Below are 23023 nucleotides of genomic sequence, written 5' to 3' on the forward strand. Positions count from 1 at the left end.
TGCCGTGGCCAGGGCAGAACTGCGGATCTATCTCGGGGCCGCCCCGGGGGTCGGCAAGACGTACGCCATGCTCGAGGAGGCCCAGCGCCGCGCCGAGCGCGGCACCGACGTGGTGATCGGGCTGGTGGAGACGCACGGCCGGCCGCACACCGCCGCCATGATCGGCGATCTGGAGGTGGTGCCGCGCCGGTCGATCGGCTACCGGGGCGTCGACTTCACCGAGCTTGACCTCGACGCGGTGCTGGCCCGCCGGCCCGAGGTGGTCGTGGTCGACGAGCTGGCGCACACCAACGTCCCCGGCTCCCGGCACGACAAGCGCTGGCAGGACGTCCAGGAGCTGCTCGACGCGGGGATCAGCGTGCTCTCCACGGTCAACGTCCAGCACCTGGAGTCGCTCAACGACGTCGTCGCGCAGATCACCGGCACCACCCAGCGGGAGACCGTGCCGGACCAGGTGGTCCGTGCCGCGGAGCAGGTCGAGCTGGTGGACATGACGCCGGAGGCGCTGCGCCGCCGGATGGCGCACGGCAACATCTACCGGCCCGACAAGATCGACGCCGCGCTCGGCAACTACTTCCGGGTCGGCAACCTCACGGCGCTGCGCGAGCTGGCGCTGCTCTGGCTGGCCGACAAGGTCGACGAGCAGCTCGACGCCTACCGCTCCCAGCAGGGCATCTCCGACACCTGGGAGGCGCGGGAACGGGTGGTCGTCGCGCTGACCGGCGGCCCGGAGGGCGAGACGCTGGTCCGCCGGGCGGCGCGGATCGCCGCCCGGAGCAAGGGCGCCCAGCTGCTGGCCGTGCACGTGGCCCGCAGCGACGGGCTGGCCGGCGCCGACCCGGCCCAGCTGGCCCGGCAGCGGGTCCTCGTGGAGAGCCTCGGCGGCACCTACCACCAGGTGCTCGGCACCGACGTCCCGGCGGCGCTGCTCGACTTCGCGCGCGGCGTCAACGCCACCCAGCTGGTGCTCGGGGCCAGCCGGCGGGGACGGTTCGCGCAGTTGCTGTCGCGCGGGGTCGGCGTCACCACCACGGCGCTCTCCGGCGCCATCGACGTGCACCTCGTGACCCACGCCCAGGCGGGACGCGGTCGCCGGGGCGCGGCCGTGCCCGCGGCGCTGTCCCGGCGCCGCCGGCTGCTCGGCTTCGCGCTCGCGGTCCTCGGCATGCCGCTGCTGACCCTGCTGCTCGCGGCCCTGCCCGACCTCACCCTGACCAACGACATCCTGCTCTTTCTCACTGGCGTGGTCGGGGTGGCGCTGGTCGGCGGGATGTGGCCGGCCCTGGTCGCCGCGCTCGGCGGCTCGCTGTTGCTGAACTGGTTCTTCACCCCGCCGTTCCACACGCTGACCATCGCCGAGGCGGACAACCTCCTCGCCCTCGGTGTGTTCGTCGGGGTGGCGATCGCGGTGAGCTGGGTGGTCGACGTGGCTGCCCGGCGTACCCGGGAGGCCGCCCGGGCCTCGGCCGACGCGCAGACCCTGGCCACCGTGGCCGGTGGGGTGCTGCGCGGCGAACGGCCGCTACCCGCGCTGCTGGACCGGCTGCGGGAGACCTTCGCGCTCCGCGCCGTGAGCGTGCTGGAACTGGTGGCGGAGGCCGAGGGGCGGCCCGCCCGGGACCGGGAGGCGGCGGCCTGGCGGGTGGTGGCCTGCGTCGGCGACGCCCCGCCGGGCAGTCCGAGCGCCGGGGAGACCGTGGTGCCGGTCGACGACGGGCTCAGCGTGGTGCTCGCCGGCCGGCGGCTGGAGGCCGCGGACCGCCGGGTGGTCGAGGCGTTCGCCGCCCAGGCCGCCGTCGCGCTGCGGCAGGAGCGGCTCGCCGAGGAGGCCGCCACCGCCCGCCCGCTCGCCGCCGCCGACCGGATGCGCACCGCGCTGCTCGCCGCGGTCAGCCACGACCTGCGTACGCCGCTGGCGTCGGCGAAGGCGGCGGTGAGCAGCCTCCGTAGCCACGACGTGGAGTTCGACGCCGACGACCGCGAGGAGTTGCTGGCCACCGCCGACGAGTCGCTGGACCGGCTGAGCCGGCTGGTGGCGAACCTGCTCGACATGAGCCGGCTCCAGGCGGGCGCGTTGGGCGTCACCGCCACCGCGATCGGGCTGGAGGACGCCGTACCCCGCGCCCTGGACGAGCTGGGCTCGCCGGCAGCCGAAGTGACCACGGACATCCCGCCCGACCTGCCCGCGGCCCTCGCAGACCCCGGCCTGCTGGAGCGGGTGCTGGTCAACATCGTGGCCAACGCGCTGCGCCACAGCCCGCCCGGGCATCCTCCGGCGATCACGGCCAGCGCGCACGCCGGCCAGGTCGAGCTGCGGGTGATCGACACCGGCCCGGGCATACCGGAGGACCAGTGGGAGCACGTGTTCCTGCCGTTCCAACGCCTCGGCGACCGGGACAACCAGACCGGGGTCGGGCTGGGGCTGGCGCTGTCCCGGGGGCTCGCGGAGGCGATGGGTGGCAGCATCACCCCCGAGACCACGCCCGGCGGCGGTCTCACCATGGTGCTGCGGCTGCCGGCCGGCAGCGGCGGAATCGACGCGGAGGGGCCGCAGGAATGACCCGCATCCTGGTGGTCGACGACGAGCCGCAGATCCTTCGCGCCCTGCGGATCAACCTGCGGGCCCGCGGCTACGACGTGGCGGTGGCCGACAGCGGGACGGCCGCGTTGAAGGCCGCCGCCGGCCACCCCCCGGACCTGGTGGTGCTGGACCTCGGCCTGCCCGACCTGGACGGCACCGAGGTCATCCGGGGCCTGCGTGGCTGGACCGGTGTGCCGATCATCGTGCTCTCCGGCCGGGCCGGCAGCGAGGACAAGGTCGCCGCGCTCGACGCGGGCGCCGACGACTACGTCACCAAGCCGTTCGGGGTGGACGAGCTGCTCGCCCGGATCCGGGCGGTGACCCGGAGGCTCACCGGCTCCCCGGCCGACCCGGCCGGCGCGGGATCCGTCGCCACGCAGCGGATCGGCCGGCACACCGTCGACCTCGCCGACCGCGTGGTGACCCGCGACGACGGCGTCGAGGTCAAGCTCACCCCCACCCAGTGGGCGATGCTGGAGAAGCTGCTGCGGCACCCGGGCAAGCTGGTCAGCCAGCGCCAGCTCCTGCACGAGGTGTGGGGCCCGGAGTACCACAACGAGACCAACTACCTGCGCCAGTACATGGCCCAGCTGCGGCGCAAGCTGGAGGACGACCCGGCCCGGCCCCGGCACCTGATCACCGAACCGGGCATGGGTTACCGCTACCGCCCGTGAGCCGCCGGGTTTGTCCCGGCCGCCGCGGGGGACTCGGCGAGCCGGCCGACGAGCGGGGGAGGGCATGGCGGACAACCGGTTCCCGGCGCCGTCGGCGGGGTTCGGCCGCCGCCTGGACGAGCACGCCACCGACGGGGGCGCGGCCGAAGGGGAGCGGCCCGCCGGGCTGGTCGACAGCGGGGTCTACGTCGACGGGGTACGGCGTGCCTCACCGGTCAGCCTCGCCGACACGTTCCACTGCCTGCAGGAGCTCGACCGGTCCGTGGCCTGGATCGGGTTGTGCCGGCCCAGCCCGGAGCAGATCGTCTCGTTGGCCGCCGAGTTCCAGCTCCCGGAGCTCGCCGTCGAGGACGCCATCAACGCCCACCAGCGGCCCAAGCTGGAGCGGTACGGCGACACCCTGTTCGTGGTGCTGCGCGCGGCCCGCTACCTCGACGCGCGGGAGGCGGTCGAGTTCGCCGAGGTGCACCTGTTCCTGGGGCCCGGGTTCGTGATCACGGTCCGGCACGGCGGCGCGCCCGACCTGGCCAGTGTGCGGCGCCGGATGGAGGCGGAGCCGGCCGTCCTCGCGCTCGGACCCGAGGCCGTCCTGTACGCGGTGCTCGACCGGGTGGTCGACGGCTACGCCCCGGTGGTGGCCGGGCTCGAGAACGACATCGACGAGATCGAGACCGAGGTGTTCGGCGGCGACCCGAACGCCAGCCGCCGCATCTACGAGCTGAGCCGGGAGGTCATCCAGTTCCAGCGGGCGGCACGCCCGCTGCTGAAGGTCGTCGACGCCCTCACGGCCGGCTTCGACCGGTACGGCACCGACGAGGAACTGCGCCGCCGGCTGCGCGACGTGGCGGACCACCTCACCCAGGTCGTCGAGCGGGTGGACGGTTTCCGGCACCTGCTGCAGAGCATCCTCACCGTCAACGCGACCCTCGTCTCCCAGGCGCAGAACGAGGAGATGCGCAGCCTGACCGCGGCCAGCTTCGAGCAGAACGAGGAGATCAAGCGGGTGTCGGCATGGGCGGCGATCCTGTTCGCCCCCACCCTGATCGGCACGGTCTACGGCATGAACTTCGTGCACATGCCGGAGCTCGGCTGGCGGTACGGCTACCTGTTCGCGGTCGCCCTGATGGCGGCCGTCTGCGGTGCCCTCTACCTGCTGTTCAAGCGCCGCGGCTGGCTGTGAGCCCGTCCACGGCGCCGGCCGGCTACCGGTCCTGACCCGGCCCGCCGGCCGGCGCGAGCCGCCCGGTCGCGTGCCCCCGCCGGTCCAACAGCAGCATGACGACCAGCACCAGCACCAGCGCGATGAGCTGCGCCCGGGCGTTCAGCCGGGTGCCGACCGGGACGGTGGCGAGCACGGCCGCGCCGGTGACCAGCCGGCTGAGCACCGGGGCGGAGTGCAGCGTGCGGCGCAGGCCCACGATCCCGGCCAGGTAGACGGCCACACCGCCGGCCAGCGCCAGCGCCGGACGCCAGCCGGCCGGCTGCCCCGGGTGGGCCACCGCGGCGTGGATGCCGGCCGCCGCCACCACGATGCCCAGCAGCAGCGGGATGTGCGCGAAGCCCACCCGGAGGGCCAGCCGGGTCCGCTCCGTGCCGGTCGCGGCCAGCCGCTCCTCGGCCCCGGACGTGTCGGTGAAGTACGTCCACCACAGCGCGGCCGGCAGCGCCAGCGCCAGGGCGATGACGGCCACCGTGCCGGCGCCGACGTGCGCGGTGTCGACGCCCATCCCGATCGCCACCACGGACTCGCCCAACGCGATGATCACCAGAAGCCCGTGCCGCTCGACGAAGTGCCCCGGCTGGAGCCGGAACAGGGGCAGCACGCGCACCCAGGAGATCCGGGGCACCAGGTACGGGACGACCGACTGGACCGCGAGCGCCGCGAGCCAGCACGCGTACCGGGCCGCGCCGTCGACGAGGCCGCCCACCAGCACCAGCAGGGCCGACCCCAGGTTGTACACGGCGAGCCGGCCGAGTGCCGAACCGATGTGGGCCTGGGTGAACAGGGACAGGTGGACGGTGATCACCACGAGGTAGCCCACGCCGAAGAGGAGCCCGGTGCCGTCGAAGGCGGCCGGCACCGCGACCGCGGCGAACAGGAAGCCGACCATCCCCACGAAGAGCAGCAGTTTCTGCGCGGGCACCCGGGGCGGCACGTGGTTGGCAAGCCACACGTAGCCGTCGAACATCCACCACAGGATGCCGAAGAGCAGCAGCACCTTGCCCAGCCCGGCCGGCGACAGGTCCTCCTCCAGCACCCGGGTGAGCTGGGTCAACGTGAAGACGAAGACGAGGTCGAAGAAGACCTCGACGGCGGTCACCCGGTCGGCCGGCGCCGGGTTGCCGGGCCCCGGACGCGCGGGTGTCATGAGGACCGAGCGTAGACCTCCGCCCCGGGCTCGGTGCCGTTCTCCGGCCGTCGCCGCCCGTCTCCGCGCGAGACGGCCCAGAGCACCACCGTGCCGAGCGACGCGGCGGCGGGGGCCACCGCCAGGCCGTACCGGAGGTCGGTCGACACCAGCGGGCCGGCGAGCGCCGAGCCGGCGGCGCTGCCCACCACGAACGCCGTGCTCACCCAGGCGAACGCCTCGGCCACCGTGCCTCGCCGGGCGAGCCGCTCGGCGGTGAGGAAGACGGCGGTCAGCAGCGGCGGCAGCGCGAGCCCGCTGACCACGAGCAGGGCGGCCATCGGGACCGGGCCGGGGGCGAGCAGCAACGGCAGGAAGCCGACGGTGAGCGCGGCGGCCAGCAGCGGCAGCCGCCCGGGCCGACCCGGCCGGGCCCGGGTGTAGAGCAGGCCACCGGCCAGGGCGCCGGCCGCCTGCGCCGCGAGCAGCCAGCCGCTGAGCCGCCGGTCGCCGGCCGCCTCCGCGTAGCCGGTCACCGCCACCGCGATGCTGCCGACGGCCGCGCCGACGCCGACCACGCCGGCCATCAGAACGGCGAACCGGGGTACGCGCAGCGGGCCGGCCCAGTGCCGCAGGGCCGGCACGCCGCGCCACGCGCGGACGGCGGGGCTGAGCGCGTACGCCGCGGTGCCGGCGAGCTGCAACACCCCGGCGGCGACCAGCCCGGCGGGCGGGCCGGCCAGGGTCACCGCGAGGAGGGTGACCAGCGGGCCGACCACGAAAATCACCTCCTGGACGGCGATGTCCAACGTGTACGCCGTGGGCACCGTGGCGGGCGGGAGCAGGGCGGGCCAGAGGGTACGCAGGCACGCCTCCAACGGCGGCGTGCCGAGCCCGGCCACCGCCGCGCCGACCACGGCGCCGGTGAGGTGCCCTCCGGTCAGCGCCACCGCGCCGAACCCGAGGCCGGACAGGATCGCGGCGGCCCACAGCACGGGCGGCTGCCGCCAGCGGTCCACCGCTCGGGCGAGCAGGGGCGTGCCCACGGCCATCCCGGCGGTGTACGCGGCCACCAGCAGGCCGGCGGCGGCCAGGCTGAGCGACTGGCGGGCGAAGAGGAGCAGGGCCAGCGGCCCGCTGGCGGTGGGCAGCCGGCCGACCTGGCTGCTGAGGAGGACCCGGAGGACCTGGGGTGCGCGCAGCACCGCCCGGATCCCGGAACTGTCGACGGACATGAGGCATCGCTCCCGGTGCGACGTGAGAGGGAAGAGGGGCGTCCGGTGCCGGGGCGCCTCAGGGAGCGAAGTCGGCCCGCTCGTGGTCGTTGCCGTAGAGCGGCAGAGCAGGGGTGAGCCACTGGGCGTACGCGGCCGCCGCGGCCTCCACCGGGATCACCGGCCGACGGTAGCCCACCCCGGGCCTCGGCGGGAAGTGGTTATTCGGTCCTTTTGCAGCGGAATGCCCGGTTAAGCTCGGGCCTGCCGCGCCCAGCCGCCGACCCGGGAGACCGCCATGTCGCACCACCTCGACACCCCGCTCGCCGCCCAGAGTGGCCAGCTCTACCTGGACGACCTCTTCGTCTTCGACGGCGAGCGCGGAACCGTCCTGGTGATGGACGTCAACAGCTCGGTGACCCGGGCCGACATCAAGCCCGGCTTCCACCACGAGGCGCGGTACGAGTTCAAGGTCCACGTCGACGGCAGCGAGATGGAGGCGCTGACCTACCGGGTGGCGTTCGGCGAACTCGACGGCGAGGGCCGGCAGGAACTCACCGTGCACGCCCTCACCGGCGCCGAGGCCTACGACGACGGCGCCACCGGCACGCCGGTCGCCCAGGGGCGTACCGGGGAGGAGGTGACCGGTGGCAACGTGCGGGTCTGGGCCGGGCGGATCACCGACCCCTTCTACATCGACCTGGACCAGCTCGCCACCGTCAACGACGCCTTCAAGAACGGCGCCCGGCTGGACCGCTCGACCTGGCGCCCGGAGAACGCGAAGAACACCTTCGCCGGCACCACCGTCGACTCGATCGTGCTGGAGGTGTCCCGGGACGAGCGGATGCTGTCCGTGGGCACCCGCATCGACGTCTGGGCGGCCACCAAGCTGGCCACCGACGCCGGCGGCTGGCGCCAGATCAACCGCGCCGGCCACCCGATGATGTGGCCGATCTTCTGGCCCACCGACACCGACTTCTCGAACCCCGCCAACACCCGCCACCCCTGCGAGGACCTGCGGGCCGACGGCGCGGAGATCGCGTCGACCGTCGCCCGGGTGGTGGCGGCGAACGGCACGGCGCCCGACCCGGGCGCGTACGGCTGGAGCGTGGCCCGCGAGGTCTACCCGGACGTGCTGTCCTACCAGGTCGGCACCCCGGCGAACTACGGGTTCGCGGTCCGCAACGGGCGCACCATGGCCGACAACGTGCCCGAGGTGATGTTCTCCCTGGTGCTCAACACCGGCATGACGTCCGGCCTCACCCCGGACGTCACGAAGGACGCCCGTGCCGCCTCCTTCCCGTACGTGGTCCCCGCCGGGAAGTGACCCGTTGAGCGAATTCCGCCTGTAGGAAATCTTCGACCCGCCTGTTGACGTAGATGGTTTCTGTCATAACAATCGCCATCTATATCGACATCCATCGTTGTCGATCAACGATCGGGAAGGAGGTATCCATGGCGGCCATACGAGGCGAGGTGTCCTGGTTCTGCTGCGGCACCGCCTGGGGACCGTGCGGCACCGCCGGGGGCGGCGCCTGTGGCACCTGCAGGTCGGGCAACTACCAGCACGCCTGGCCGAACACCTCGGACGCGTGCTGGGCCATCACCCACCCGGACACCTGCGGGCTCAGCATGAGCCGGCGGACCTGCGGCTTCCGCCACTACACCACCAACCTCTGCAACGGCGCCCGGGTCGGCACCACCATCGCCGACTGCGGCCCGCAGACGGACCTGTTCTGCGGCGAGCGCACCTGCTGCGGCTCGGCCTGCGGCAGCAACCGGATCATCGACCTGACGCCCGCGGCGTTCAGTGCGATCGGCAGTCTCTCGGTGGGGCTGCGGCCCTGCTCGGTCGACACCGTCTGAACGGGAGGGTTCGTCATGCCGCAGACCATGGACCGCCGCCGTCTCCTCGCCACCGCCGCGCTCGGCGGCGTCGTAGGCGCCACCGGACTCGGCTCGCTCGCCCCCGAGGCGGCCTTCGCCGCCGAGCCGGCGACCGTCGAGCCCGGCACGCCCGACCCGAACTTCGTCGAGGGCCGGATCAGCAAGATCTCCGGCCACCTGCTGCTGGTCACCGGATCCGACACCGTGCTGCACTCGATCCGGATCACCGACGGCACGAGCATCTGGAAACTGCACCCGACCACGTTCGACCAGGTGGCCATCGGCGACGGGCTCTACGCCCGCGGCGTCCGCCTGCCCGACGGCACGCTCGCCGCCGACTCGGTCTGGGTGAACATCGTCAACCTGCACGCCCACATCGCGGCCGTCGGCCGCAACCTGCTCCACCTCGACCACAAGGGCCAGCGCATCGTCGCCCACGTCGTGCCCGGCCGCTCCGCCGCGGTCTACAACGGCACCCCGGCCATCAGCGACCTGTCCCTGCTCCGGGTCGGCCGGCACGTCCAGGTGCTCGGCGCCTGGCACCCGGACACCAACGAGATCGACATCGCCACCGTCTACGCCGCCGCCTGACCGGTACGCCCGACGGCTCCAGGTCACGGCGCCGGACGCGCCGAGCTGGAGCCGTCGCAGGGCGGGTCACCCTACGGACCGCCCGGGCGCCACCCGTCGGCCTACCCGAGGGGAGAACCCATGATCGAGATGATCGCGGCGCTGCAACCGCTGGTCGTCGGCGCGGTGCTGATCTGGTCCGCCCGCGTGAAGCTTCTCAACCGGCACGCCGCCACGGTCGCCCGGCGGTCCGCGCTCGTCCGGCTGATCGGGGAGCGCCGAGCGCTGCCCGCGTACCGGCTGCTCGGGGCCGTCGAGCTGATCCTCGGCGCGCTCCTCCTGCTGCCGCCCGCGCTGCGGCTGGAGACCGCCGTCGCGACCGCCGTGGCCGTCGGCTTCCTCGGCTACCTGGCGTACGCCCGCCGGGCCGCCCCCACCTCCTCGTGCGGCTGCCTGAGCAGCCGCCCCACCCCGGTCTCCGGTCGCAGCCTCGGCCGCGCCGCGCTGCTCGTGGCGGCGGCCGGGCTGGCCACCCTCGCCCCCGGCGGCTGGCCGGCCGCGCTCACCGACCGTCCCCTGGCCGGCGGCGCCGCGCTGCTGGCCGAGGCGGCGGCCGTGGTGGCGCTGTCCCCCGAACTCGACGCCGCCTGGCTGCTGCCACTGCGCCGGCTGCGCGCCCGGCTGACCAACCCGCTGCGCGGCGGCACCGGGCTGCCGCTGCTCGCCACCGTGCAGCAGGTCCAGCTCAGCGACCCCTATCGCCGGGTCGCGCCGCTGCTCCGCTCCGACGTCCGCGAGCACTGGGACGACGGCGAGTGGCGCTTCGTCGGCCACGCCGCGCGCTACCAGGGCCGGCCGGCCACGGCGGTCTTCGCCGTCCCGCTGGTCGACGGCGGGCCCGACGCGGTACGGGTCGCCGTCGTCGACGACGCCACCGGGCAGACACTGCTGGCCCTGGCCGGCGCCGGGCGACCCGCCGGCCCGCGGCTGGACGTGGTGCCCGTGTGACGGGCGGACGGGACCACCGGCTGCGGTGGTCCCGTCACGCCGGGCTGCGGACGAAGGTCTCCTCGCCCCACGACCCGTCGTCGCCGTCGAACCGGATCACCAGCTCGCCCGGCCCGCACCGGTACGTGCTGGCCGAGTCGTCCACCACCGTGGTCACGTCGGCCTCCCGGCCGTCCACCCGCAGCAGCACGAGGTCACCGGTGGTCACCACGTTCCGCTGGGTGTACCGGCCGGCCCGGGCCGTCCACCGGTAGGTCTGGGTGCCCCGGCGTACCTGCCGGACGGTGTGCCCGTTCAACGTGCCCTCGGCCACCGAGAGGTCGTAGAGGTCGGTCGCCGTGCCGTCGGCCCGGTACGCCGTGGCGAACCCGGTCGACGCCCCGCTGGTGAGGTCGACGGGCGCGGCCGTCGTCAGCCCGGCCAGCCGTCCCAGGACCGAGTCCGTGGCGACCTGCGCGTGGTAGCGGCCCGCGGAGAGCCGCCACACCCCGACCAGGCAGCCGTCCCGCTCCACCGGCACGGTGGCGCTGCCCGGCCCGTCCGCCGAGACGACGGCGGCGGCCAGGCCGAGCAGCACGGCCGCGGCCGTCACCAGGGCCGGCCGGCGCCCGGGGCCCACCCGGGCCAGCGCGGCCGCCGCGGCGGCGCCGAGCGCCGCGGCGAGCGTGGCGAACACCGGGGCGACGAGCAGGGCGTGCCCCAGCGCGCGGGCCACCGCGGCCCGGTCAGGTCCCGCGCACCCCCCGCCCGGCGGGCCCGCATCGCAGGAGAGCAGCACGCCGGCGGCCAGCACCGCCGGCGCCAGCAACAGCCCGGCGGTGAGCGCCGCGAGCGTGCCGTGCCAGATCGACAGGCGCCGGCCGGCCACGACCGCCACCGCGGCGGTGGCCTCGACCAGCGTCACGGGCAGCAGGGTGTGCGCGTCGACCAGGCCGCGCAGCGCCGCCGGCCCGAGGCCCGGGTCGCGGGCGGCCACCGCCGCGCCGGCCACCACCACCGGCAGCGCGACGGCGGCCACCATCCCGGTGACCGCACCGACCCGGAGCGCCCGCCGGGCGCTGGCGCCGGTCGCCACCAGCGGGAAGAGGGCGGCGGCGAGCGGGGCGGCCAGCAGGTAGGGCGCCTGGTCGGCGAGGACCCGTACGTGCAGGGCGAGGGCGTCGGCCAGCGTCACGACGGTGACCCGGTCCGGGTGCCCCTCCCGGGCGGCGAGCAGCCGCAGCATGCTCAGGTCGCCGTCGGCGAGCCAGGTGTCCAGCACCAGCAGCGCGCCGAGGAAGCCGGCGGTCAGCACGGTCGTCGCCAGCGCGGCGGCGGCCCAGACGCGCCGCACCGCGCGGCCCTCGGCGTGCCGGGGGAGCCGGCGCAGCCAGGCGTCGGCGCCCAGCGCCACCCACCGCCCGAGCAGGGCACCGCCGGCCACCGCGCACAGCGACAGCGCCAGCTCCACCCACCAGACCGGCCGGTCGTCGGCGTACCCGGCCGACCAGGCCAGCCGCCGGCCGACCAGCAGGCCGACCAAAAGCGCCGCCCCGAACGCGGCACCCCGGACGGGCCGGTCACCGTGCCGCCGCGCCCACCAGGCCGACCGCCAGAGCGTCCCGGTCAGCACCAGCGCCAGCGGTGCACCGAGCAGCAGCCCCGCCGCCTGCGAGCCGCCGGCGACCGGGTCGAGCCCGGCCAGCGGGCGCGGCAGGTGGGACAGCAGGTCCACCAGCGGGGGTGCGGCGATGCCGGCCGCCAGCCCGGCGCCGAGCGCCTCGACCGGCCGGGCGGACACCAGCCGTCGCGGCCGCTCCAGCTCGTCGGCGCGGGCCTGGGCCAGCGGGTGGAACCGGAACAGGGCGGCCAGCCGGTCCCGCCACCCGCTGGGCCGCCGCCCCACGCCGAGCAGCGCCCGGGCGGTCGTCGCATCGTCGCCGCCCAGCCGGGCGTCCGCGGCGAACTCGCGGGCGCGCAGCACCGACCAGGCGGACACCTGCACCACCACGGCGAACAGCGCCAGCCGCCACACGTTCCGGGCCAGGTCCGGGGCGTGGAGCGCGCTGAGGAAGGTGACCGCGGCCGGTGCGACCACGCCCAGCGGGAACGCCCAGGCCAGCGCGACGGTCAGCCGGGTCAGGTCCACGTCGGCGTTGCGCAGGTGGGCGAGCTCGTGCAGCACGACGGCCCGGAACCGGGCCGGGGCCGTCCGGCGGGCGTGCACCAGCCCCAGGTCGAGCCGGACGTACCGGCTGGCGACGGTGCCGAAGGTGTTCCCGCTGACCCGGGCCGACCGGGACACCAGGAAGGTGGGCGCCCGCCGCAGGCCGGCCTCCCGCACCAGCGCGGCCAGGTCGGCCCGCAGCGCCTCGGTGCCCGGCACCCGGTCCAGCCGGCGCAGGCCGCGCAGCCGTCGCTCGACCGAGGGCGCGGCCAGGTAGACCAGCGCGGTCACCGCCACGAGCACCGCCAGCCCGGTGAGCATCTGCCGCAGCACGTCCGCGCCGAGGGTGCCGAGGCACCGCTGCACGGCGTCCGCCGACGCGGCGTCGACCGTGCCGGCCCGTACGTCGATCGGCGGTGGCAGGCCGGCCAACCCGGCCAGGCAGACGGCGCGCTCCCGGGTGACCGCCGGATCGATGAGGACGATCTGCCAGCCGAACATGCTGGTCCCGATCACCGCCGTCACCACGGCGACGAACCGGCCCAGGGTGGCCGAGGGGAGTGGCGGGTGCGGGGTCCCCGGCCGCGGCTCACCCACCGTCGGCGTCCGTGCCGAACCGCGCCACGAACGCCTCGCGCACCGCCTCCCGCAGGACGGCGACCTGGTCCTCGGTGAGCTCCCAGCGCGGGTCGCGGGCCGCCGCCGTGACCGCCTCCTCGATCCGCAGCAGCTGGCCCGGCCGCAGCCGCACCGGCAACTCCGGCGCACGGCGGGACGGCCACCGCCGGCCGAGCGCCCGCAGGCCACCCCGGACCGCGTCGGTGGCCTCGGCCCGCACGGCGTCCCGCAACGCCGCGAGGCCGACGCCGCACAGCACCATGACGTACGGCAGCACCGGCTCGACGACCTCGGGGAAGCCGCCGCCGCCGGCCTCACCGCCGCCCACCTGGATGAGTGCGCGGGGATCCCGCCGCCACCGGCCCGGACGGCGCCGGTAGGCGGGGCTGAGGTGGGGCAGCAGGTGCTCCTCCTCGGGCGCGACCGCGCGGATCGCCACGCGGACGAGGTCGTCCTCGGTGCTCGTGTCCGGAGCGGACCTGGTCGGGATCATGCCGTCGCGCCTCCTGGCCGGTGGTCGGGAAGCGGCGGCTTCCGGCGTCAGGGTAGGAGCGGAACACCCTGTGTGACGATCAGCAATCGGACAGTAACCTCGGAGATGTGCCGGGGTCGCCGCGCAGCTCTCCGCAGGTTGGGTGCGGTGGCACTCCGTGAGGCGTACGGTGAGCATGTCGCCTGGCGTGGACGACCGCGCCCGCTCCAGGCATCGCCACGACCCCGATCCTTCTTTCGACGCGATGCGCCAATCCGCCCCGGCAGGCTCGCCGGTGCTGAAACTGACGGTGACCGGGGCGGCCGGCCGGGCCGGGCACCGCTGAGTCCACCATCGGGCACGGACCGGCAGGGGAGGCCGTCGTGAGCGACACCGAGATCGGTGCCGAGCCCCGGCGGGGCAGCGACTACGCCGACCTGTCCCGGCAGATCCGCGCAGCGGGCCTGCTCGAACGGCGCCGCGGCTACTACGCGGTACGGATCGGTCTCGTCGTCGGCTGCTACGCCGGGCTGTGGGCCGTGTTCGTCCGGTGGGGCGAGTCGTGGTGGCAGCTCGTGCTCGCGGTGGCTCTCGCCGTGGTCTTCGCGCAGGCCGGCTTCATCGGCCACGACGCCGGTCACCGGCAGATAGCCCGCTCGCGGCGGGCCAACGACCTGATCGGCATCCTGCACGGCAACCTGTTGACCGGGATCAGCTACGGCTGGTGGGTGGACAAGCACAACCGGCACCACGCCCATCCGAACACCGAGGGCAGGGACCCGGACATCGGGGTGGCACCCCTGTCCTTCACCGCCGGCCAGGCCCGGCGACGGCGCGGCGTCGCCGCGCTGATCGCACGTCACCAGGCGTACCTTTTCTTCCCGCTGCTCCTGCTGGAGGGCCTGCACCTGCACGCCAACAGCGTGCGGGCCGTCGTCCGGCCGCGCCCCCTTCCCCGCCGGGCCGCCGAAGCCGGACTGCTGGCCCTGCACCTGGGCGGCTATCTCACCACCGTCCTCCTGGTCCTGAGCCCGGCGCAGGCGGTCGCGTTCATCCTGGTCAACCAGGGTGTGCTCGGCCTCTACCTCGGCAGCTCGTTCGCTCCGAACCACAAGGGCATGCCGATCCTCGACGCCGAGGACGACCTTGACTACCTGCGGCGGCAGGTGCTCACCTCCCGCAACGTGCGCGGCGGAAGATTCGTCGACACGGTGCTCGGCGGCCTGAACTACCAGATCGAACACCACCTGTTCCCGAGCATGCCGTGCCCCAACCTGCGTCGGGCCCAGCCGTTGATCCGGCGGTTCTGCGCCGAGCACGGTCTCGGCTACCACGAGACCAGCCTGGGTCGCTCCTGGGCGGAGGCGCTGCGCCACCTGGACGACGTCGGCTCCCGTGCAGGGTAGGGATGGAGCGCGCGTGGCGGTGAGCGGCAATCGGAGATCAACCCGGGGCCGGTCGGCCGGAGCCTTGTGGAGGGTTGCCATCATCGATGCGTGACGTGGAATGACCTGGCCCGTCCCAGAGGTGCTCCACCCGGCGACGAGGCGGCCGCTGCTCGCGTTGACAACCGCACCAACCTGCTCGTCGCGGAATACACCGCGATCCGGGCCGTCATGGCGCAGAAATCCGCCGCGTCGCACGCTCTCGTCGGCGCCTACCTGACCGTGGTGGCGGTGATCCTGGGGTTCGTGGTCGCCAACCGGGCCGACCCCCGCCTCCTGCTCGCCGTGCCGGTGCTGGCGGCGATCTCCGGGATCACCATCCTCCGGCGGCGGCGGGATCGTGAGGCGGCGAACAGCTACATCCGGGAGGTCCTCCGGCCGGTCGCCCTCGAGTGCGCGGGTGACGACCGGGTCTTCCGCTGGGACGACTTCTACGCACAGCAGAGGGGCTCCCGGTCCCTGCTGTACGAGTTCGGGTTGCAACTGGTCTTCCCGCTGTCCGGGTTCGCCTGCCTGTTCGTCACCCTTCCGCTCCTGGCCTCGGTCGGGGAGTGGCTGGCCTGGCTCGCGGGCCTGAGCTTCCTCGTCGCGCTGATCTCCGCGTACGTCCACCAGAACAGGAATCATCTCGCCCGATCGGTGTCCGGCTCCCGGGCCCTCGGTCTCCGCCTCGCCTGGCGGCGAAGGCGGAGCAGCCGCGGGCGGCACCCCTGATCACAATGAACGGCATTGAGGTCGAGGCCATCAACTTCCAGCACCAGTGGTCCCGGCGCTGACGCGCCCCGAGCCTCGATCGGGCCGCCGACGCCTCGGCGCCGGGCGGCCCGCTCGGTTGCCGGTGCGCAGGTAGCTCGTACCCGGGGCCTTCGCCCGGAACCATCCGGAGGGCTCCTTTAGTCGAGCAGTCGCGCCCGTCATTCCCCGACGGACGGCCAGCCGCCCGCTGACCTATGCCGACATCGCCGCGTACGGGCAGATCGCCGGCCGGGCGAGGCGGCGTCCGGGCTCGCGCAGCCCCGGGCTCCGCCACATCGGGTAGGTCGTGGTGCCGTCGGGGAGAGTGAACGGCTGGTGGGTGACGTAGCCGTGGCGGGCGTACAGGTCCCGGTCGGCCGTGGTGGTCGCCTCCGTGTAGGTGGGAACCCGGGCCTGACCCATCCGGGCGTTGCTGACGGCCAGCAGGGCGGTGGCGCGCCTGATCCGGTGCGGCTGTGCGGTCACCGCAAAGAACGCCAGGTGGTTGTGCGGGCCGGCGGGCCGGTGCGCGCCCAGCGCGTCGTCGAGCTGCAGGAAGCGGTCCAGGTGATCGGCGCAGGCGACGGCGAAGCGTTCCCCGTACCCGTGGGACGCCGGGGTGGGGCCGTACTGGTGCAGCCAGACGGCGGCGGCGGAGCGATCCCGCAGGAGGTAGGCCTCGCCGCAGAGGAGAGCGTGTTCGGTCCAGACGCGGACGACGGCGGTGAGCACCTTCCGGCGGCGGCGGTCGTCGGGCACGAGCCAGGCGCCGGTGGCGCTCTCGGCGAAGGGACCGGCGACGAGATCGACGATGTCGCCGATGTCGCGCCATCCCGCGCGGCAGACAGGCAGGGCGTGGTTCACGGAGTTCTCCTGGTCACGATGCGGATGGTTCGTGGACGGCGGTTGCCGAGGTGCGGGCACGATCGGCCCCGGACGTTTCCGGGGGCCCGGGCCCAGCGGTGGGGGGGCGACACCGGCCGGAGGCGGGCGTCGTCGCGCGGGGGGGGCGGACGGGGAAGTCGGAGGACTGGCGGCGATGGCCGCTCAGCCGGCCCCGATACGGCCAGCCGCCCGACGGCGAGGACGCGCAGCCCTCCGGGCGGACGGACAGCGCGCCGTTGCAGGCGGGGGTCCGGCCGGTTCGCCGGCAGGAGCCTCAGGCGGGTCCGGGGTCCGGCTGACTCGACCGGCTCACGAGGGTGTCGCAGCGACCACGGTCGCAGCCCAGAGCCCGCAGCACCGGCTCCCAGGCACGAGCAGAGCCCTCAGCGGGGATGCCGGGCCCGCCCGCGCCGGCACCGGAATTGGCGCTGGTGCCCGGGGCGGGCGGGGAGGCGGGCGTGTCGCCGGGGGCGGGAGCGGGCTCGCCGGGCGACGGAACCCGCACCCCGGCGTGCCCGGACGGCACCCCGTCGCGGCCCGCGGGCGAGAACGCCGTTCGAGGAGCCGGAGCCTTCACCGGGAGCACGAGGGTCGCCGGAGCAGGGCGAGTGAGCGGTGCGGGAGTGCCCGCCGCCGGCGTGCCGCCGGCCGGCGCGGGTGCGCCGGCGATCGGACCACCGGCGATCGGACCACCGGGCGGAGTGGACGGCGCGGCGGGTGGCCCGATGATCGGCGCGGTCAGGTCGAGCACCGGGGCCAGGACGGGCGGCAGCAGGTCGACGACCGGCTCGGTCAGCGGCCGGAGGACCTCGGCGACCGGCTCCAGCAGCCGGGCCGGTGCGATCTTCTCCAGGACGGGTGCCGCCAGATCCACGACCGGACGCGTTACCGGGGTGATCACCCCCTGCACCGGGAGCACCGCGCGTGCCGCCGGACGTACCGGCCGGTCGCCGGCGGTCGGCCGGCCCGCGGCCCGGGCGCCCTCGGTGTCGGCTCCGCCGCTCCTGGTCGGCGGCGGCGTCGGCAGGTGCGGCGGAGGGAGCACGGATTGCCCGACGATCGTCCGGACGCCGTCGAGCACGTCCCCCAGGACGCAGGGCCGCGCCGGCTCGGCCGCCTGGGCCGCGTCGGGTGCGACGGCGTCGGACAGGGCCCACGCGCCGACGAATCCGCCGCACAGGAGTACGCCCCGCAGCGCCCACCGAGCCAGTCGGCCTGGACACCGTGTCAACGGGCACCTCCGCAGCGAGCACCTCTTGCTCACGTCGATGCCCGTGATTGTGCCCGGCTCGACCGGCCGGGCGCGGCCAACACACCGGGGTGGGCGCCGCCCAGCGAAACAGGCGGCGCCGCGGCCGCCGGAAGGGCAACGCGGGTCGCTCCCGGTCGACGCGCGCACCCGCCGGTCGTCAGGGTCGGGCCGTCTCCGGCGCCGGGCCGACCGGCGCGTCCCAGTCGATGCGGTATCCGTACTGCCAGGCCATTTTCTCCGGCTTGGCGAGCAGCTTCAGCGCGGTTGGCAGGATCAGGTCGCGCAGCACCCGGGCCACGGGTCCGGCCGCTTTGTTGGTGTTGGTACGCGCGGCGGCCGCGATGATTTTCTCGACCCGGGCGCGGCGTAGCCGCTCGTAGGCCGCGAATGCCTGCTCGTGCGGTAGGTCGCGTAGACAGCGGGCCAACTGCACGGCGCCTTCGACGGCCAGCGATGCGCCTTGCCCGGAACTGGGGGAGGTGGCGTGCGCGGAGTCGCCGACGAGCACCATCCGGCCGCGGCTCCAGGTCGGTACTGTCGGGATGTCCTCCATCGGCCCGACGACGAGCAGGTCCTGGGCGCGGGTACGGGCGATCATCCGGGCGGCCGGGATGCGGTCCTCGCCGAACACGCGGGTCAGCTCGCGGATCCAGAACTCGGCGCCGGCGCGCCTGGCGTCGGGCAGGCTTTGCGCGGTCTTCTGCGGCAGGTTGACGAACCAGCCGCCGCTGCCGTCGTCCAGTACCTGGTACCCGAAGAACGCGCGCTTGCCGAAGACCATGTGCATGGCACCGTTGGTCGAGGGCTCGCCGGTGTCCGCCATCCGGCCGGCGAAGCTGGCCAGGCCGGCGTACCGCGGGCTCGGTGCGGCCCCGTCGATCAGGCGCCGTACCGTCGACCGGATCCCGTCGGCGCCGACGAGGATGTCAGCGGTTGCCTCCGCACCGTCGGCGAAGTGCGCGGTCACCGCGTCGGCGGTCTCGGTCACGCGGACCAGCCGCCGCCCGTACTCGGTGCGGATGCCCCGGCGGGCTGCCTCCTCGTGCAGGCCCTGGTAGAGCTCGCCGCGCCAGACGAAGTGCCCGATCGGCTCGGCCGGGTCGGTGCCGCCGAAGGTGGCCAGCCGCTTGCCGGTCCAGCTCTGCATGACCATCGCGGTCATCGGGATGCCGATGCGGCGCACCACGTCCTCGGCGCCGAGCACGGCGAGGGCGGCCTGGCCGTTGGGCGCGATGCTCAGCCCGCCGCCGACGGCCTCGGCGGTGCTGTGGTACGCCTCGTACACCGTGGCTTCGATGCCGGCTTTGTGTAGCGCCATCGCCGTCGCCGGGCCGGCGATGCCGCCGCCGATGACGAGCGCGGATCGGGTGTCGGTCATGTCTGTTGCCCTTCTGCGTCGGGCGGTGCCTGCGCGGGGAGCGTCTCGCCGTGGAATTCGGCCCACATCGGGGCCCAGCCGGTCCGCGGGTCGGTGATCTTCTCGATGAGCGAGGTGACGTAGGAGGACTCGGCGTTGTTCATGGTCAGTCGGTACTGCTCCTCGATGAGGAACAGTTCGGGTACGTCCTGGGCCAGGGCGGTGTCGATCAGGCGCCGGGTTTCTGCGGCCCGTTCGGCGAGCCGTTGCAGCCGGTGGCGCAGGAGAGGCACCGCCTGGCTGGGTGGCAGCGCGCCGATCAGCGACAGCGCTGCCACGAAGCTGGGGTACTCGTGCTCCGGCTCGCCGAGCAGGTCGCGCAGCCACTCGCGCAGCTCGTGGCGGCCCGCGTCGGTCAGCGCGTAGACGGTGCGCTCCGGTCGCTGCCCCTCGCGGTTGGTCTCCTGCGCGGCGATGTAGCCGGCCTTCTCCAGTTGCTGCACGACCATGTAGAGCGAGCCGTGGTTGAACTTGATGCTGCGGTCGTCACCGTTGTCGCGCAGCGTGCGGCTCAGCTCGTAGGGGTGCATGGCCCGCTGCGTGAGGTAGGACAGCACGGCCAGCGCCAGCAGGTTGCTGACCTTCCGCTTGGTCGCCATGGAGCTTCTCCTCGGTGTAGGGGTCAGGCGGTACGAGTCGGATCGTCCACCGTCGGGCGTCCGCCTTCGCGGTGTACCCGACGCAGGTCCGCCAGGTACGCCTTGGAGAACATCGCGGACAGCATCGCGATCCCGCCGCGGTGCACCCGGATCTCGCCGTCCCGCATCGATCCGGTGAGGACAACGCGCCGGCCACCGCCAGCGTTCGGCCCCACCGCATCCTTGATCTTGCCGCGGCCGGAGCGCCGCAGGTCCCAGTCGTCGATCACGGCGTCCTCGGGCAGGAGCAGCTTGACCAAGCCGTGGTCGATGTCCATGTCGATCTCGATGTCGCCGTCGGGGATGCGCGGGGAGCGCAGGTCCAGTACGACGTGGCCGCGGTGGTTGCGCACCTCGAAGCGCCGCTCGGTGGTCCAGTGCCCGAGGTGCTTGGTGACGGTGTGGTTGGCCGGCACGCGGACCGGTTCGGCGACGGGCAGCTCGTTCATCACAGTGCTCCTTTGATCGACAGCGCTCTGGTCACCACCGACTATCCAGGATCGACTAGTCAGAGTCAACTATTTTGCCAAGGTCCTTGAGCCGGCCGCTGGCGCAACGACGAGCTTTCATGTCTTGGCAGCGGCGCGCGCCTCCGCTACCGTCCATGGGAACGCTCCCACAAACTTAGAAACATCTATGCGATCAGGAGGCAACACGTCGTGGCTACCCTCTCCTCGCTCCGCCGCAGATCGGCGGCCATCAGCGTGGCGGTCGTCGCGGGCGCCACCGCCGTCGGCGTCTGCCTCGCCGTCGGCGGCGCGTCCGCCGGCACCGTGTCCGGATCGCTCTACCGCGACCCGAGTTCGGCCGTCGTCCGCTGGGTCGCCGCCAATCCCGGCGACTCGCGTGCCGCCGTCATCCGGGACAAGATCGCGAGTCAGCCGCAGGCCCGCTGGTTCGCCAACTTCAACCCGTCGACCGTGCAGTCCGAGGTCTCCGGGTTCATCGGCGCCGCCAACGCGGCGCAGCAGATCCCGGTGCTCTCGGTGTACGAGATCACCAACCGGGACTGCGGCGGGGCCAGCGCAGGTGGGGCGCCGGACCTCAACCAGTACCAGACGTGGGTGTCCAACTTCGCCAGAGGGCTCGGCAACCAGACCGTCATGATCATCCTGGAAACCGACTCGCTCGCCCTGCAGACGTGCCTGAGCGCAGGCGAGATCAGCGCGCGTAACCAGGCCCTCACGACGGCCACCCAGACCATCAAGTCGGCCAACCCCAACGCCAAGGTGTACCTCGACGGCGGCCACTCCACCTGGAACAGCGCGGGCGAGCAGGCCAACCGGCTCCGGGCGGCCGGCGTGCAGTACGCCGACGGCTTCTTCACCAACGTCTCGAACTTCAACTCCACCTCCGGCGAGGCGAACTTCGGCCGGGCGGTCATCTCCGCCCTCGCCGGCATGGGCATCCCGGGCAAGCGCCAGGTCATCGACACCAGCCGCAACGGGGGTGCCAGCGGGGACTGGTGCGCCGACGACAACACCGACCGGCGCATCGGGACGTACCCGACGACCAGCACCGGCGACGGCAACATCGACGCGTACCTCTGGGTGAAGCCGCCGGGGGAGGCGGACGGCTGCCGGTACACGGCCGGTTCGTTCCAGCCCGACCTGGCCTACAGCCTGGCCAACGGTGCGCCCAACCCACCCACCACCGCGCCGCCGACGACCACGCCGCCGACCACCGCTCCCCCGACCACGACCCCGCCGACGACCACGCCGCCGACCACGGCTCCCCCCACCACCACGCCGCCGACCGGTAACGGCTGCTCCGCGTCGGTGGCGGTCAACCAGTGGTCCGGCGGCTTCACCGCGAGCGTGACGGTCACCGCGGGCTCTGCGGACATCAACGGCTGGACCGTGACCATCACGCTGCCCGGCGGCGCCGCGGTCACCGGCGCCTGGAACGCCCAGGCCAGCGGCGCCAGCGGAACCGTCCGGTTCACCAACGTGAGCTACAACGGACACGTCGGCGCCCGGCAGTCGACCAACTTCGGCTTCCAGGGCACCGGCACCGGCCCGGGCGCGACGGCCACCTGCGCGGCCGGCTGACCCTCACCCGATGCCCCGGCCCGGCGCGGAGGACCACCCTCCGCGCCGGGCCCGTCCCCGTCCTGCGGTACGGGCCGGACCGGCCGTTGACAATCGCTTGGCTGACGGTCCTGGGCTGGGAGAACAGGGGCCTGGGGAACCTGGGTGAACGTGGGCCGCTCCCGGCCAACCCGGGCGAACCCCAAGGTCGCTAGACTGGGCCCTCGCGCCCTCGTAGCTCAGGGGATAGAGCATCGGTTTCCTAAACCGTGTGTCGCAGGTTCGAATCCTGCCGGGGGCACCAGGTCGGCTCTGCTGCCGGTCGGCGGTGCTCTCGTTGCCGACGAGGGCCCTCAGAGTGGGGCGAGACGGCGCTTGAGCAGGCAGAACTCGTTGCCTTCGGGATCGGCGAGGACGTGCCAGGACGCCTCCGCGGGCTGGCCGATGTCGACGAGTTTGGCCCCGGCGGCCAGGAGGCGTTCGAGCTCGGCGTCCTGATCGCGGTCGGTGGCGTTGACGTCGATGTGCAGCCGGGCATGCTCGTTCTTCGGCTCGTCGTTGCGGATGAGGAAGATCGTCGGCTGCGGGCCGCCGAACCCTTCGCGCGGACCGATCTCGATGCAGCCGTCCGCTTCGCGATCGAGCTCTATGAAGTCCAGGACCTCGCACCAGAACCGCGCCAGGACCTCGGGGTCGCGGCACTTGAGCACGAGCTCACTGATACGGCATGCCATTGACGAAACCTACTCTCAGGGCGGGAACTGTCGGGGTGGCCGCACGCGCATCTCATGGGCTCCCGCAGCGAGAACATTTCGCGACCGTACCGGGCGAGGCGAGCAGGGGCGAAGTGATTTCCGCCCCTCGCCCGGCCGGGCTGCCAGGCGAAGGCCGCAGGTCGCGGGGTAGGGCAGCCGACTTTGCGACACACCTCGGAGGCGCCATTTGAGGGAGCCGCGGAGCTGTCGTTCGAGGCGAACCTGGACGTGACACGCGGGCGCGCCCGGCCGGGAGGCCGGGCGCGCCTGGGCGTCGAGGTGGTCAGACGAGGCGGTTGTAGTTGGTCCACCCGGAGCCGATCTGGCGCACGTCGCCGTAGGGGACGC

20 protein-coding genes and 1 tRNA gene are annotated in these 23023 nt (G+C 74.0%); 11 read left to right on the plus strand and 10 right to left on the minus strand.

Annotated elements, in window-relative coordinates; translation table 11 throughout:
* The first annotated feature begins 4 nt into the window (after positions 1-4).
* The 3 genes from ABZ452_RS08965 to ABZ452_RS08975 all read left to right on the plus strand — a co-directional run bounded on the left by ABZ452_RS08965 (position 5) and on the right by ABZ452_RS08975 (position 4435).
* The gene (locus ABZ452_RS08965) at positions 5-2560 is read left to right on the plus strand and encodes a DUF4118 domain-containing protein (RefSeq protein WP_357940515.1); all 2556 of its coding nucleotides are present in this window, start codon (positions 5-7) and stop codon (positions 2558-2560) included.
* The gene (locus ABZ452_RS08970) at positions 2557-3255 is read left to right on the plus strand and encodes a response regulator (protein ID WP_357940517.1); all 699 of its coding nucleotides are present in this window, start codon (positions 2557-2559) and stop codon (positions 3253-3255) included. The genes ABZ452_RS08965 and ABZ452_RS08970 overlap by 4 nt, the downstream gene beginning before the upstream one ends.
* A gap of 64 nt (positions 3256-3319) precedes the next feature.
* Positions 3320-4435 (plus strand): magnesium and cobalt transport protein CorA, encoded by a 1116-nt coding sequence (locus ABZ452_RS08975; RefSeq protein ID WP_357940519.1) that lies wholly within the window; start codon positions 3320-3322, stop codon positions 4433-4435.
* A 22-nt stretch (positions 4436-4457) separates the two neighbouring features.
* On the opposite strand, the gene ABZ452_RS08980 is transcribed toward ABZ452_RS08975, so the two are convergent.
* Together ABZ452_RS08980 and ABZ452_RS08985 are read right to left on the minus strand one after the other, a co-directional pair.
* On the minus strand, positions 4458-5624 hold the full coding sequence (locus tag ABZ452_RS08980; protein ID WP_357940521.1) for a low temperature requirement protein A: 1167 nt from the start codon (positions 5622-5624) through the stop codon (positions 4458-4460).
* Positions 5621-6838, minus strand: coding sequence for an MFS transporter (locus ABZ452_RS08985; protein WP_357940523.1), 1218 nt, complete (start codon positions 6836-6838; stop codon positions 5621-5623). The genes ABZ452_RS08980 and ABZ452_RS08985 overlap by 4 nt, the downstream gene beginning before the upstream one ends.
* 277 nt (positions 6839-7115) lie before the next feature.
* Here ABZ452_RS08985 and ABZ452_RS08990 point away from each other — a divergent pair, with 277 nt between their 5' ends.
* The 4 genes from ABZ452_RS08990 (at position 7116) to ABZ452_RS09005 (ending at position 10282) form a co-directional block, all read left to right on the plus strand.
* Positions 7116-8144 carry a DUF4331 family protein gene (locus ABZ452_RS08990; protein ID WP_357940525.1) on the plus strand — a complete coding sequence of 343 codons (1029 nt, stop codon included), beginning with the start codon at positions 7116-7118 and terminating at the stop codon, positions 8142-8144.
* A gap of 128 nt (positions 8145-8272) precedes the next feature.
* A complete protein-coding gene (locus ABZ452_RS08995) occupies positions 8273-8683 on the plus strand; it encodes a hypothetical protein (RefSeq protein WP_151463010.1) in 411 nt (136 codons plus the stop codon).
* Positions 8684-8698: 15 nt separating this feature from the next.
* On the plus strand, positions 8699-9295 hold the full coding sequence (locus ABZ452_RS09000; protein ID WP_357940527.1) for a cell wall protein: 597 nt from the start codon (positions 8699-8701) through the stop codon (positions 9293-9295).
* Between the two features lie 120 nt (positions 9296-9415).
* A complete protein-coding gene (locus ABZ452_RS09005) occupies positions 9416-10282 on the plus strand; it encodes a MauE/DoxX family redox-associated membrane protein (RefSeq protein ID WP_357940529.1) in 867 nt (288 codons plus the stop codon).
* A gap of 34 nt (positions 10283-10316) precedes the next feature.
* Here the strand turns inward: ABZ452_RS09005 and ABZ452_RS09010 are convergent, their stop codons facing one another.
* Complete coding sequence (locus tag ABZ452_RS09010; protein ID WP_357940531.1) at positions 10317-13025, minus strand: M48 family metalloprotease; 2709 nt, start codon at positions 13023-13025, stop codon at positions 10317-10319.
* A complete protein-coding gene (locus tag ABZ452_RS09015) occupies positions 13018-13539 on the minus strand; it encodes a hypothetical protein (protein ID WP_357940533.1) in 522 nt (173 codons plus the stop codon). Before ABZ452_RS09015 ends, ABZ452_RS09010 begins: the two co-directional genes overlap by 8 nt.
* Before the next feature lie 362 nt (positions 13540-13901).
* Between ABZ452_RS09015 and ABZ452_RS09020 the strand changes: the two genes are divergently transcribed.
* Both ABZ452_RS09020 and ABZ452_RS09025 read left to right on the plus strand, forming a co-directional pair.
* On the plus strand, positions 13902-14924 hold the full coding sequence (locus ABZ452_RS09020) for an acyl-CoA desaturase (RefSeq protein WP_357940535.1): 1023 nt from the start codon (positions 13902-13904) through the stop codon (positions 14922-14924).
* A 90-nt stretch (positions 14925-15014) separates the two neighbouring features.
* Positions 15015-15677 carry a hypothetical protein gene (locus tag ABZ452_RS09025; protein ID WP_357940537.1) on the plus strand — a complete coding sequence of 221 codons (663 nt, stop codon included), beginning with the start codon at positions 15015-15017 and terminating at the stop codon, positions 15675-15677.
* 234 nt (positions 15678-15911) lie between these two features.
* Here ABZ452_RS09025 and ABZ452_RS09030 read toward each other — a convergent pair whose 3' ends face one another.
* The 5 genes from ABZ452_RS09030 to ABZ452_RS09050 all read right to left on the minus strand — a co-directional run bounded on the left by ABZ452_RS09030 (position 15912) and on the right by ABZ452_RS09050 (position 20339).
* Positions 15912-16562 carry a hypothetical protein gene (locus ABZ452_RS09030; RefSeq protein ID WP_357940539.1) on the minus strand — a complete coding sequence of 217 codons (651 nt, stop codon included), beginning with the start codon at positions 16560-16562 and terminating at the stop codon, positions 15912-15914.
* A gap of 295 nt (positions 16563-16857) precedes the next feature.
* Entirely contained in the window at positions 16858-17814 is a 957-nt protein-coding gene (locus ABZ452_RS09035) for a hypothetical protein (RefSeq protein WP_357940541.1), read from the minus strand.
* A 178-nt stretch (positions 17815-17992) separates the two neighbouring features.
* Entirely contained in the window at positions 17993-19213 is a 1221-nt protein-coding gene (locus ABZ452_RS09040) for an NAD(P)/FAD-dependent oxidoreductase (RefSeq protein WP_357940543.1), read from the minus strand.
* Entirely contained in the window at positions 19210-19851 is a 642-nt protein-coding gene (locus ABZ452_RS09045) for a PadR family transcriptional regulator (protein ID WP_357940545.1), read from the minus strand. Before ABZ452_RS09045 ends, ABZ452_RS09040 begins: the two co-directional genes overlap by 4 nt.
* Positions 19852-19874: 23 nt before the next feature.
* Complete coding sequence (locus ABZ452_RS09050) at positions 19875-20339, minus strand: hypothetical protein (RefSeq protein ID WP_357940547.1); 465 nt, start codon at positions 20337-20339, stop codon at positions 19875-19877.
* 210 nt (positions 20340-20549) lie between these two features.
* Between ABZ452_RS09050 and ABZ452_RS09055 the strand changes: the two genes are divergently transcribed.
* Positions 20550-21941, plus strand: a complete 1392-nt coding sequence (locus tag ABZ452_RS09055; RefSeq protein WP_357940549.1) for a glycoside hydrolase family 6 protein — start codon at positions 20550-20552, stop codon at positions 21939-21941.
* Between the two features lie 207 nt (positions 21942-22148).
* Positions 22149-22224: transfer RNA gene (locus tag ABZ452_RS09060), tRNA-Arg, on the plus strand.
* 49 nt (positions 22225-22273) lie between these two features.
* Here the strand turns inward: ABZ452_RS09060 and ABZ452_RS09065 are convergent.
* Positions 22274-22654 (minus strand): VOC family protein, encoded by a 381-nt coding sequence (locus tag ABZ452_RS09065; protein ID WP_357940551.1) that lies wholly within the window; start codon positions 22652-22654, stop codon positions 22274-22276.
* Positions 22655-23023: the final 369 nt, after the last annotated feature.

Source organism: Micromonospora sp. NPDC005707 (genome assembly GCF_040631005.1).
Lineage (GTDB): Bacteria > Actinomycetota > Actinomycetes > Mycobacteriales > Micromonosporaceae > Micromonospora.

Excerpts from the sequence above, each read along its gene's own strand:
- ABZ452_RS09005 (WP_357940529.1), top strand. The coding sequence starts at position 9,416 with ATGATCGAGATGATCGCGGCGCTGCAACCGCTGGTCGTCGGCGCGGTG.
- ABZ452_RS08985 (WP_357940523.1), bottom strand. The coding sequence starts at position 6,838 with ATGTCCGTCGACAGTTCCGGGATCCGGGCGGTGCTGCGCGCACCCCAG.
- ABZ452_RS08980 (WP_357940521.1), bottom strand. The coding sequence starts at position 5,624 with ATGACACCCGCGCGTCCGGGGCCCGGCAACCCGGCGCCGGCCGACCGG.
- ABZ452_RS09050 (WP_357940547.1), bottom strand. The coding sequence starts at position 20,339 with ATGAACGAGCTGCCCGTCGCCGAACCGGTCCGCGTGCCGGCCAACCAC.
- ABZ452_RS08990 (WP_357940525.1), top strand. The coding sequence starts at position 7,116 with ATGTCGCACCACCTCGACACCCCGCTCGCCGCCCAGAGTGGCCAGCTC.
- ABZ452_RS09015 (WP_357940533.1), bottom strand. The coding sequence starts at position 13,539 with ATGATCCCGACCAGGTCCGCTCCGGACACGAGCACCGAGGACGACCTC.
- ABZ452_RS09045 (WP_357940545.1), bottom strand. The coding sequence starts at position 19,851 with ATGGCGACCAAGCGGAAGGTCAGCAACCTGCTGGCGCTGGCCGTGCTG.
- ABZ452_RS09040 (WP_357940543.1), bottom strand. The coding sequence starts at position 19,213 with ATGACCGACACCCGATCCGCGCTCGTCATCGGCGGCGGCATCGCCGGC.
- ABZ452_RS09065 (WP_357940551.1), bottom strand. The coding sequence starts at position 22,654 with ATGGCATGCCGTATCAGTGAGCTCGTGCTCAAGTGCCGCGACCCCGAG.
- ABZ452_RS09000 (WP_357940527.1), top strand. The coding sequence starts at position 8,699 with ATGCCGCAGACCATGGACCGCCGCCGTCTCCTCGCCACCGCCGCGCTC.
- ABZ452_RS08970 (WP_357940517.1), top strand. The coding sequence starts at position 2,557 with ATGACCCGCATCCTGGTGGTCGACGACGAGCCGCAGATCCTTCGCGCC.
- ABZ452_RS08995 (WP_151463010.1), top strand. The coding sequence starts at position 8,273 with ATGGCGGCCATACGAGGCGAGGTGTCCTGGTTCTGCTGCGGCACCGCC.
- ABZ452_RS08975 (WP_357940519.1), top strand. The coding sequence starts at position 3,320 with ATGGCGGACAACCGGTTCCCGGCGCCGTCGGCGGGGTTCGGCCGCCGC.